This window comes from Phenylobacterium sp. (assembly GCF_044236515.1).
Taxonomy (GTDB): domain Bacteria; phylum Pseudomonadota; class Alphaproteobacteria; order Caulobacterales; family Caulobacteraceae; genus Phenylobacterium.
Genome location: NZ_JBIIGK010000111.1, coordinates 1 through 9,894 on the forward strand (window position 1 = coordinate 1; position 9,894 = coordinate 9,894).

The 9,894-nt window shown below is 70.2% G+C and carries 11 protein-coding genes and 1 tRNA gene; 5 read left to right on the forward strand and 7 right to left on the reverse strand.

The genetic code is table 11. The annotated features are described in order from the left end of the window. Positions 1–64 precede the first annotated feature (64 nt). Positions 65–391, reverse strand: coding sequence for a UrcA family protein (locus ACILRF_RS11495; protein ID WP_395672990.1), 327 nt, complete (start codon positions 389–391; stop codon positions 65–67). Positions 392–644: 253 nt separating this feature from the next. Between ACILRF_RS11495 and ACILRF_RS11500 the strand changes: the two genes are divergently transcribed. Continuing rightward, positions 645–1,460 carry a hypothetical protein gene (locus ACILRF_RS11500; RefSeq protein ID WP_395672993.1) on the forward strand — a complete coding sequence of 272 codons (816 nt, stop codon included), beginning with the start codon at positions 645–647 and terminating at the stop codon, positions 1,458–1,460. 144 nt (positions 1,461–1,604) lie between these two features. Further along, positions 1,605–2,087, forward strand: a complete 483-nt coding sequence (locus ACILRF_RS11505; RefSeq protein WP_395672995.1) for a hypothetical protein — start codon at positions 1,605–1,607, stop codon at positions 2,085–2,087. Positions 2,088–2,123: 36 nt separating this feature from the next. On the opposite strand, the gene ACILRF_RS11510 is transcribed toward ACILRF_RS11505, so the two are convergent. From ACILRF_RS11510 to ACILRF_RS11520, 3 genes are all read right to left on the reverse strand, one after another. After that, complete coding sequence (locus ACILRF_RS11510) at positions 2,124–2,885, reverse strand: hypothetical protein (RefSeq protein WP_395672997.1); 762 nt, start codon at positions 2,883–2,885, stop codon at positions 2,124–2,126. A gap of 59 nt (positions 2,886–2,944) precedes the next feature. Beyond that, complete coding sequence (locus tag ACILRF_RS11515) at positions 2,945–4,339, reverse strand: amino acid permease (RefSeq protein ID WP_395672999.1); 1,395 nt, start codon at positions 4,337–4,339, stop codon at positions 2,945–2,947. 248 nt (positions 4,340–4,587) lie between these two features. Next, positions 4,588–4,663: transfer RNA gene (locus ACILRF_RS11520), tRNA-Ile, on the reverse strand. Positions 4,664–4,784: 121 nt separating this feature from the next. On the opposite strand from ACILRF_RS11520, the gene ACILRF_RS11525 reads away from it, so the two are divergent. Continuing rightward, positions 4,785–5,519 carry an SIMPL domain-containing protein gene (locus ACILRF_RS11525; protein ID WP_395673001.1) on the forward strand — a complete coding sequence of 245 codons (735 nt, stop codon included), beginning with the start codon at positions 4,785–4,787 and terminating at the stop codon, positions 5,517–5,519. Here ACILRF_RS11525 and ACILRF_RS11530 read toward each other — a convergent pair. Then, positions 5,516–5,980: a hypothetical protein gene (locus ACILRF_RS11530; protein WP_395673003.1), complete on the reverse strand. Its 465-nt coding sequence runs from the start codon at positions 5,978–5,980 to the stop codon at positions 5,516–5,518. The genes ACILRF_RS11525 and ACILRF_RS11530 overlap by 4 nt on opposite strands. A gap of 131 nt (positions 5,981–6,111) precedes the next feature. Here ACILRF_RS11530 and ACILRF_RS11535 point away from each other — a divergent pair, with 131 nt between their 5' ends. Together ACILRF_RS11535 and ACILRF_RS11540 are read left to right on the forward strand one after the other, a co-directional pair. Next, the gene (locus ACILRF_RS11535; protein WP_395673005.1) at positions 6,112–6,354 is read left to right on the forward strand and encodes a flagellar basal body rod C-terminal domain-containing protein; all 243 of its coding nucleotides are present in this window, start codon (positions 6,112–6,114) and stop codon (positions 6,352–6,354) included. Between the two features lie 31 nt (positions 6,355–6,385). Next, positions 6,386–7,006: a TIGR02466 family protein gene (locus ACILRF_RS11540; protein ID WP_395673007.1), complete on the forward strand. Its 621-nt coding sequence runs from the start codon at positions 6,386–6,388 to the stop codon at positions 7,004–7,006. Here ACILRF_RS11540 and ACILRF_RS11545 read toward each other — a convergent pair. Beyond that, positions 6,991–8,619: a M28 family metallopeptidase gene (locus tag ACILRF_RS11545; protein WP_395673009.1), complete on the reverse strand. Its 1,629-nt coding sequence runs from the start codon at positions 8,617–8,619 to the stop codon at positions 6,991–6,993. The genes ACILRF_RS11540 and ACILRF_RS11545 overlap by 16 nt on opposite strands. Positions 8,620–8,853: 234 nt before the next feature. Next, a partial coding sequence (gene rpoD / locus ACILRF_RS11550; protein WP_395673011.1) for an RNA polymerase sigma factor RpoD occupies positions 8,854–9,894 on the reverse strand: 1,041 nt, incomplete at its 5' end.

Genomic DNA, 9,894 nt, shown 5'->3' on the forward strand with positions numbered 1-9,894 from the left:
GGATCGGGTCCGCCAGCTGCTCGACGAAGGCTCCCCGACGGCCTGAACCGCCGGGCCTGACGGCTTAGCGCGAGGCCAGCACCGAGGTGCGGCCGGCCTGCGCCAGTTGCGCGGCCGACAGTTTCTGGATCAGTTCGGCCCGGACTCCCGCCTTGCAGGCGGCGACCTGGCTCAGCGCGCTGGCCGCCACGCCGGACTGGCGGCAGTAGGCCTCGGCGGCCGAGGCGACGCGCTGGTGATAGGCGACGACGCCGTCGGTGCGGCTCAGGTCGAGATCGGCGACGCGGACCGAGGCCGGTTCTGCGCGGACGGAGGTGGCCACGGCGGCCATCGGCAGGGCGGCGAGCGCCAGGGTGGCGAGGCCGACGAAACGGGCGGTGAACTGGGTCATCTGGATCATCCCTCGATTTGTTGATGCCGACGATGTCGCCGGCCGGTGCGGAATGATTACTTTTCTCAACTCACGAAGTCTCGTGAATATGCTGTCATGAGGGTAGTTTAATAATATTACGCCGCCTTAATCCAAGTATTACGGATCGGTAATCTTCACCATCCTACATTGGGCGGGCCGCGACCAACCGCGCCATCGCCGCGCCGCAATGCCGGCGCTAGGATCGCGCCCGCGTGTCAGCGAGGAGTCTTCGTTGATAAAGGTCACATCGACGGTCGCCGCCTTGGCCGCCGTCCTCTGGACGGGCGCTGCGTCGGCGGCGCCGACGGCGCCGTCCGGCGCCCTGCCGTCGGCCGCCTGGATGATCAGCCCCGGCGACGGGGTCTGCCGCACCGATCTCGAGCTTGAAGGCCGCTCCGGCTCGGTCACGCCCGTCCAGCTGATCTCGGACGGCGAGCGGCTGGCCCTGCGCTTCACCAAGGCCGACCTGCCGGCCCAGGCCTTCCTCGCGGTCCGCATCGACCAGAAGCGCTACTCGAACCTGATGACCCGGGGCGACACCGCCGGGGTCGGCGAACTGACGCTGAGCAGCGAGACCGAAGCCGCCCTGCGCCGCGGCGCGACTCTCGACATCGCCTGGCTGTCGGCAGAGCCGGTCGGCGCCTCCCTGGCCGGCTCTGAGCAGGGTGTCGCCGACCTGCGGACCTGCGGCCTGCAGGCGCGGGCCAGGGCCAGGAGCCTGGCGGCCGAGCAGGAGGCCGACGCGGCGCGCAAGAGCGCCGAGGCCCACGCCCGGGCGATCTCCGAGGCCCAGCTCGCGGCCGCCCGCGCCGAAGCCGCCGCCGCGGAGGCCGAACGCCAGCGCCTGGCCGATGAGGCCGACGAGCGCCGCGCCCGCGACGACGCCCGCCGCCAGCAGGCCGCCTACGAGGCCCAGCGCCAGGCCTTCGAGGAGGCCGAACGCCGCCGCGCCTGGCGCGACGACGAGGCCTTCGACGGCCCCGCCTGGGAGCGGCCCGCCCGCCAGCGGCCGAGCTGGGACCAGCCGGCCTGGGGCTATCGCTACTGATATCTCGGTTCGGCGACACAACCGGGGGCCCACCTTGGGTCTCGCGTCAGTTGCAGCGAACCTGCCAGACCCCTAGCCCTTGCCCCTGCGTGAAGGCCGCCGCGATTCGCGCGCGGCCCCAGCGACCAAAGGGGGAGGGTCGAGTTGCGTTCGGACGTCCAGGGTCTGCTCGACGCGCACTATCCGGCCGTCGCCGCGGATCTGCTGATCCCGCTCCTCGATCTGATCCAGACCTCGCGCCGGGCCTGCGTTGGCGACCTCGACAAGTTCCTCGTCCTGCTCGTCGTCGCCGTGCGCACCGCCCAGCACCCGCAGTTTGTCGCCATGGACAACGCCCAGCTCGAGGCCTGCGCCTTCGAGGCCCTGCCCAATCTCGGCATCAACGCCCGCTCGATCGCCGAGTCCGTCGAAATTCCCAAGGAGACGGTGCGCCGCAAGGTCGCCGAGCTCATCGAGGCCGGCTGGCTGATGCGGCGCGGCAACGACCTGCACCTGACCGGCTATGCCTGCCAGGCGTTGAAGCCGGTGCGCGACCAGGTGCTGAGCCAGGCGACCCGCAACTTCGACACCGCCGCCGCGCTCGTCGACGACGCGCCGCCGGCCCAGGCGGGCGGCGCCTCGTCCTGAGCCGGCGCCGGACGCCGCCCGGCGCCGGTCCTCAGGTCAGAACCAGACGCAGACCGTCGACAGGTTCTTCGCCTGCCAGCTCAATTGCGCGCCGCGCTTGACCAGCAGGTTCTCGCCCTTCTTGGCCGCCGTCGTGACGCCCCCCTCGCGGAACGTCGCCTGGCCGTCGACCACCGCCAGCCACAGGTTCTGGGTGGTCGCCGGCATTTGGCCCTCGCCGTTGAACTTGCAGGCGCTGACCTTCGAGCCGTTCTGGCCCTCGAAATAGGCATGCTCCTGACCGGTCGGGCCGGGCTTGTAATCGGACGCCTTCAGCTCGCTCGGCCGCAGGTGGACCATCTGCGGGATCTCCGCCCCAGCCGGCGGCGTGAACGGGAAGACGACGTAATGGTGCCGGTAGCCGTAGCCGTCGCGGCCGGTGGTCGGCAGGTCCGGCATAATGAACAGTACGTCGTTCGGCCGGATCTTGAACATCTCGCCCTTGGCGCCGACGTAGGTCGTCTCGCCGGTCAGCACGTGCAGAACTTCGGCGCTCCGCGGCGTGGTGATGATGTACTGCGGGCCGTCCGAGAACGAGAAGCCGACCGAGCCGCCGGCCGGGTCACGGAAGTAGCTCGCGCCTTTGATCTTCTTGTTCGGGTAGGTGATGTCGCGCAGCGGCCGGGCCTCGGCGTTCGAGCCGTCGGGGCTCAGCTTCAGCACCCGCGTCTCCTGGGCGGCGGCGTGGCCGGCCAGGCCGAGGGTGGCGGCGGCAAGGGTCGCGGCGACCGCGATCAGGGCGGCTTTGTTGCTTGTCATGGGCTTGCAGGCTCCGCAGGGATGGGTTGGACGGGAACGCAACTGGTGAGGGACGCCGGTCAGGCCGCCGCCGCCGCGCGCGCCCTGGCGCGGTGGCGCAGCAGAGCCGCGACGATGAGGACGGCCAGGGTGCCGCCGGTGCCGTAGACTTCCTTGGCGTGGTGCGACGAGAACGCCATCAGCACGAGGATGCCGACGATCGCGGCGATGGTCGCATAGGTCAGCCAGGGGAACAGCCACATCTTCACCGGCAGCTCTCGGCCCTCGCGCTCGGCCTGCCGCCGCTGGCGGATGTGCGAGGCGCAGAGCATCAGATAGATGACGAAGGTCATCGCCCCGACCGAATTGACCAGGAAGGCGAACACCACCTCCGGCGACAACACCGAGACCAGCACGCCGACGTAGCCGAACGCCCCGGCCAGGATGATCGAGCGGGCCGGCGCCTGGCGCTTGTTCAGCGCCACCAGCCACTTGGGCGCATCGCCCCGCCCGGCCAGCACGAACAGCACCCGCGAATTCGCATAGAGGCCGGAGTTCAGGCACGACAGCACGGCGATCAGCAGCACCACCGTCATCGCCAGGCTGGCCCCGGGAATCTGCATCGTCTCCAGCGCCGTCAGGAACGGCGAGACGCCGACCTTCACGGCGGTCCAGGGCACGACCGCCATGATCACCGCCACCGAGCCGACGTAGAACAGGATCACCCGCACGACGAGCGCCGAGGCCATCCGGCTGACCGCCCGCGCGCCTTCCTTGGCTTCGGCCGCGGCGACCGTCGCGATCTCCGCCCCAAGCATCGAGAAGACGACGGTGATCACCCCGACCAGCACCGAGCTCGGCCCGAACGGCGCGAAGCCGCCGTGCTGCGTCAGGTTCGCCAGCGCCAGGTCGGTCGAACCGGCGTTCGGCGTCATCCCCATCAGGAAGCCGATGCCGAGCAGCAGGAAGACGATGATCGCCCCGACCTTGATCGACGATAACAGGAACTCGAACTCGGCGAAGGCGCGCGTCGACCACAGGTTTGTCGCCACCATCGAGCCGATGATGACCAGCCCGCTGATCCACACCGGGACCGGCGCGATCGGCTCCAGCAGCTTGGCGGCGATGATCGCCTCGACCGCGATGGTCACCATCCAGCCCAGCCAATAGAGCCAGCCGGCTACGAAGCCGGCCGCGGCCCCGAGGCCGTCGTGGATGCAGTCGGTGAAGATCCGCGTGTGGCTCTTGGCGGCGACCATCTCGGCCAGCATTCGCATGACCGACAGAATCACCACGCCGGCGATCATGTAGCTGAAGATGATCGCCGGCCCCGTCGCGGCGATCGCCGCGCTGCTGCTGACGAACAGGCCGGCGCCGATGATCCCGCCGATGGCGATCATCGCAAGGTGGCGCGAGCGCAGGGTCTTGGGCAGTTCGACCGGCCCGGTCGGGTCGTTGAGCGTCTCGGCAGTCATCGGATGTCGCCAACCTCAAGGTGCGAAGGCCCTCGGCGGCGCGCCGCCTCGGGATTTCAAAGCCTGATACGGTCGGGGATCACCGCCGCCCTGGGCGGCGCAAAAGGCCGCGCCGAGGCGCCGGTGCAGGATCCTCGCGAGCATCCCCCCCTTATTTTCGACGGAGCATGTCATTCCCGCGCCGCGAGCGGGCGCTGCAAACCAGGCAACCCTGGTGCGCCCCCTGCACCCCGGACGTCACAAGCCGCTGGTGGGCCCGGCAGGACTCGAACCTGCAACCAGACCGTTATGAGCGGTCGGCTCTAACCATTGAGCTACAGGCCCCTGCAGCGGCCTCGGGCGTTACCATGACCTGCACGGCCCTTAAAGCTTGCGTTCAGGTCAAGCCTGTCACCCAGTGCCTTGTTCCTTCCCCGAACACCCACTCAGCCGGAGACGCACTGAGATGAGATCCCTGCCCGTCGCCCTCGTCGCCGCGGCCCTGTTTTGCGCCGCCGCGCCGCAAGCCCTCGCCCAGGCGGCGCCGCCGGCCGCCGACACCATGTTCCAGGCCACGACCCTCAATCTGGCGGCCTACGGCGAGACCGACGTTCAGCCGGACAAGGCGACCATCACGCTCGGCGTCGCCACCGAGGGGCAGACCGCCGCCGCCGCCATGCAGGCCAACGCCGACCAGATGAGCCGCGTCGTCGCCGCCCTGCGCCGGGCGGGTCTGGCCGAACGCGACATCCAGACCTCGAGCCTGAACCTCTCGCCGCAGTACCATCACCAGGAGAACCAGCCGCCGCGCCTGACCGGCTACCAGGCCTCGAACCTGGTGACGATCACCGTCCGCGACCTGAAGCGGCTCGGGGCCGCCATCGACGCCACCGTCGGGGCCGGGGCCAACCAGATGCACGGCATCAGCTTCGGCCTGCAGGACCCGACCGCCGCCGAGAACGCCGCCCGCGAGCAGGCGGTGAAGGCCCTCGCCGCCAAGGCCGAGCTCTACGCCCGCGCCACCGGCCACCGCATCTCGCGCCTTGTCAGCCTGAGCGAGGGCTCGGCGTCCTATCCGCGCCCGCCGATGCCGATGATGATGGACATGGCGATGTCGGCCCGAAAGGCGGAGACCTCGGTCTCGGCCGGCGAGCTGACCGTCCGCGTCGACGTCACCGGCCTCTACGAGCTCAGCCGCTAGGGCTGGGCGGTCGACAGCCCCGCCCGGGTCCAGGCCCGGGCGAGGCGGTCGGCCATCATCCGGCCGGGAAACACCCGGTCGCCCTCCATCACCGCGGCATAGACCAGCGGCTTGCCGCTTTTCTGGCCGGCGATCGGCCCGGCGGCCCAGCCGACCCCGCGCGAGCCGTCCGGCGTCGTGTCGCAGGACGCCATCCGCGCCTGCCCGTCCTTGGCCGTCTGCGCCGCCAGGTCCTTCAGCTTGCGCAGCTCCGGCCCGTCGCAGGCCGGCCACGCCCGATCGCAGGTGGTGGCGGTGTTGTAGCGATAGACCACCCGCCCGCTCCCACGCTCGGCCAGCATCACGCAGGTGTTGGGGTCGCCCACCGCCCGCGACACCGCCTCGTCGAGCGTCGCCTTGTCCGTCCCCTTCGGCGCGTTTGGCGAACAGGCGGCGAGCAGGGTTGCGGCGGAAAGGATCATCGCGGCTCTCATGCCGCATCCAACGCACAAAGGCGGCGAGCGGCGCAAGCTGCGTCTATGGCTCGTCATGGCCGGGGGATTCACCCTCTTCGCACGCGATGGCTTAACCGCGCTCGACTAAAGGTGGCGGCATGGACGCGCTCCATATCGCCCGCACCGGCCTCGTCGCCGCCACCCACCGCCTCGGCGCGGCCGCCCAGCGCGCGGCCACCGGCAAGGGCGACACGGCCCGCGAGACCGTGACCATGATCGAGGCCAAGCACGCCTTCAAGGCCAGCGCCCTGGTGGTGAAGATGTCGGACGAGATGTGGCGCGTGCTGCTGGACGTTCAGGATCGCGACCTCGAGGACCCGCGCGAGACGCGCGAGCTTTGACATCGGCGCGGCGAGCCGCTAGCCGCCGCCCATGACCGTCCGCCTGCTGTTCCCCACCCCGCTCTACGAAGGCGCCCTCGCCGAGGGCGCGAAGCTCGAGGCGTTCAACGCCGAGCTGGAGGACGCCTGCCGCATGCTGGCGCAGGAGGACATGGCCGGCCGCGCCTGGTGCAGGCAGAACGGCTACGGCGGCTACACCTCCTACGCCTCGCTCGACGACCTGCCGCAGCGGGCCAGCGTCTTCGCCGACCTCAAGCGCCGCCTCGACAAGCACGTCGCCCGGTTCGCCGACGACCTGGCGCTGGATCTCGGCGCCGGCCGCCTGCGGCTCGACAGCCTGTGGGTCAACATCCTGAAACCCGGCGCCGGCCACAGCGGCCACATCCACCCGCACAGCGTCGTCTCCGGCACGGTCTACGTCCGCACGCCGCCGGGGGCCGGGGCGCTGAAGCTGGAGGACCCGCGCCTGCCGCTGATGATGGCCGCCCCGCCGCGCCGCGCCAACGCGCCGGAGGCCGCCCGCGCCTTCGTCTATCTGACGCCCGCGCCCGGGACGATCTACCTGTGGGAAAGCTGGCTGCGGCACGAGGTGCCGGCGAACCAGGCCAAGTCCGAACGCATCTCGATCAGCTTCAACTATGGGTGGCGCTGAGGCGCGAACTTGCCGCCGAAGAAGTCGCCGCGATTCCAGGCCGGCCGCTGCGGCGCGTCGGCCAGCGCCCGGGTGATCTCGTAGTTGATCCGCGCGAACCGCGCCCCCGCCGCATAGTCGATCGGCTGCGAGAGGTCGTCGCACGGCCGGTGGTAGCAGTCCTTGAGGAAGCCGCGGAACCGCGCCTCGCCCGGCCCGGCGAACCCGGTCATCAGGAACACCGACGGCACCCCCGCCTCGACGAACCGGTAGTGGTCGGAGCGGGTGAACAGGCCCTCCTCCGGCAGCGGGTCGGGCGACAGGGTCACGCCCAGCCCCTGGGCCGCCGTCCTGGCCGCCGGCCCGATGCTCGAACGCTCGGCCCCGAAGGCCACCACGTCGGTGAACCCATAGGTCAGGATCGGCATGTCGAGGTTGACGTTGGCGACCATCCCTTCGCGCGGCACGGTCGGGTTGCGCGCGAAGTATTCGGCGCCGACCAGCCCCTTTTCCTCGGCCGTGACCATCAGGAACAGAAGGCTGCGCTTCGGCCGCGCCGGCGCCTCGGCGGCCAGGCGCGCAACCTCCAGCGTCGTGGCGACGCCCGAGGCGTTGTCGAGGGCGCCGTTGTGGATCCGGTCGCCGTCTCCCTTTTCGGCGATCCCGACGTGGTCGAGGTGGGCCGACAGCACCACCGTCTCGGCCTGCAGCGCCGGGTCCGAGCCCTCCAGCAGCCCGGCGACGTTGCGGCTCTCGATCAGCTTCGTCTCTGTGGCGTAGCGGACCTCGGCCTCGCCGCTCAGGGCGAACCTCGGCACGATGCCCTGCGGCGTGTCGGCGGCGCGGTAGACCGCCTCCAGCGGCGTCCGGGCCCCGGCGAACAGCTTGGCCGCGCCCTCGACGCTTACTGACGCGACGCCGACCACGTCCGGGGCGACGACGAACGGCTTTCCGTCCGACCCGCCCCAGGTCATGCCCCACTCGCGCCATACCCCGACGCTGCGGGAGAACGGCGAGACCTTCTCTCCGGCCGGCGTCGACATGGAGATGAATCCGGCCGCCCCGCGCCGCGCCGCCTCGGCCCGCTTGGTGCGGCTGTTGCGGTAATAGGCCCGCTCCTCGCTCTGCAGGAACCGCGGCGCGCCCTCCAGGGCGACGACGATCTTCCCCCGGACGTCCAGGCCGGCGTAGTCGTCGCGGCGGTGTTCCGGGGCCACGACGCCATAGCCGACGAACACCATCGGCGCGGTCAGCGCCGTCTGGGCGGCCAGCGGGTTGCGGCCGATGACATAGTCCTTGCCGAACGCCAGCGGCTCGGCCCGGCCGTGCCGGCGGATGACCAGGCTGCCCTCGTCGGCTGGCCGGAAGGCGAGCAGCGGCACGCGCTGGAAGTAAGAGCCGCTGTCCCCCGCCGGCTTCAGGCCCAGCTGCCGGAACTGGGCGGCGACATATTCGGCGGCGATGTCATAGCCGCGGCTGCCCGCCTCGCGGCCCTCCAGCAGGTCGCTGGCCAGGAAACCCATGTGGGCGCGGATGTTGTCCGCCAGCCGCCCATCCGCGGCCGGCTGCGCCGTCGCCCCCGTCGCCGCCAGCAGAAATCCGGCGCACGCCGCCACGACCCGAACCGCCCGCATCAAACGCTCCCCCAACTTGTTACGGCGATTGTTACGGGCTGAAGGGGCGCAGCGCGAGTCCGGATACGCGCGCGCCCATCTCCTCCCGCGGGGAAAGACAGCTCGCGCAGCGGGTCGTACGAGGGGTCGAAAGCCCGCTCGGCCAGGCGCGAAAAAGGGGCCGGCGAACCTTCGCGCGACCCCTTTCCGTCGGACTCGCGCCCGACACCCTCTCCCGAGAGGGGAGCAGAGAAATCAGCTGTCCAGGAAGCTCCGCAGCTTCCGCGACCGCGACGGGTGCTTCAACTTGCGCAGGGCCTTGGCCTCGATCTGGCGGATCCGCTCGCGGGTGACGCTGAACTGCTGGCCGACCTCTTCCAGGGTGTGGTCGGTGTTCATGCCGATGCCGAAGCGCATGCGCAGCACCCGCTCCTCGCGCGGCGTCAGCGACGCCAGCACCCGGGTGGTGGTCTCGCGCAGGTTCGACTGGATGGCGGCGTCGATCGGCAGGACGGCGTTCTTGTCCTCGATGAAGTCGCCGAGGTGGCTGTCCTCTTCGTCGCCGATCGGCGTCTCGAGCGAGATCGGCTCCTTGGCGATCTTCAGGACCTTGCGCACCTTCTCCAGCGGCATGGCCAGCTTTTCGGCCAGCTCTTCCGGCGTCGGCTCGCGACCGATCTCGTGCAGCATCTGGCGGCTCGTGCGGACGATCTTGTTGATCGTCTCGATCATGTGCACCGGGATGCGGATGGTCCGCGCCTGGTCGGCGATCGAGCGGGTGATCGCCTGCCGGATCCACCAGGTGGCGTAGGTCGAGAACTTGTAGCCGCGGCGGTACTCGAACTTATCGACCGCCTTCATCAGGCCGATGTTGCCCTCCTGGATCAGGTCCAGGAACTGCAGGCCGCGGTTGGTGTACTTCTTGGCGATGGAGATCACGAGGCGTAGATTCGCCTCGACCATTTCCTTCTTGGCCTGACGGGCCTCGCGCTCGCCCTTCTGAACGGTCTGGACGATGCGGCGGTAGTCGTCGATCGGCACGCCGGTTTCCATGGCCAGCGCCGCGATCTCCTGGCGGATGTCGCCGATCTGGCCGGCGTCGTTCTCGGCGAACTTGGTCCAGCGGACGCCCAGCGCCTTGACCTGGTCGGTCCAGTCGGGGGCCATTTCCTGGCCGAAGTAGGCCTTGAGGAACTCCGTGCGGCTGATGCCGTAGCTGTCGGCCAGGCGCAGCAGCCGGCCTTCCAGGCCCATCAGGCGCTTGTTGATCGCATAGAGCTGCTCGACCAGCGCCTC

What these genes read in the sequence shown, in the direction of transcription:
- ACILRF_RS11545 (WP_395673009.1), bottom strand. Translation starts at nt 8,619, where the DNA reads ATGCGGGCGGTTCGGGTCGTGGCGGCGTGCGCCGGATTTCTGCTGGCG.
- ACILRF_RS11530 (WP_395673003.1), bottom strand. Translation starts at nt 5,980, where the DNA reads ATGATCCTTTCCGCCGCAACCCTGCTCGCCGCCTGTTCGCCAAACGCG.
- ACILRF_RS11510 (WP_395672997.1), bottom strand. Translation starts at nt 2,885, where the DNA reads ATGACAAGCAACAAAGCCGCCCTGATCGCGGTCGCCGCGACCCTTGCC.
- ACILRF_RS11515 (WP_395672999.1), bottom strand. Translation starts at nt 4,339, where the DNA reads ATGACTGCCGAGACGCTCAACGACCCGACCGGGCCGGTCGAACTGCCC.
- ACILRF_RS11495 (WP_395672990.1), bottom strand. Translation starts at nt 391, where the DNA reads ATGACCCAGTTCACCGCCCGTTTCGTCGGCCTCGCCACCCTGGCGCTC.
- ACILRF_RS11525 (WP_395673001.1), top strand. Translation starts at nt 4,785, where the DNA reads ATGAGATCCCTGCCCGTCGCCCTCGTCGCCGCGGCCCTGTTTTGCGCC.
- ACILRF_RS11540 (WP_395673007.1), top strand. Translation starts at nt 6,386, where the DNA reads ATGACCGTCCGCCTGCTGTTCCCCACCCCGCTCTACGAAGGCGCCCTC.
- ACILRF_RS11535 (WP_395673005.1), top strand. Translation starts at nt 6,112, where the DNA reads ATGGACGCGCTCCATATCGCCCGCACCGGCCTCGTCGCCGCCACCCAC.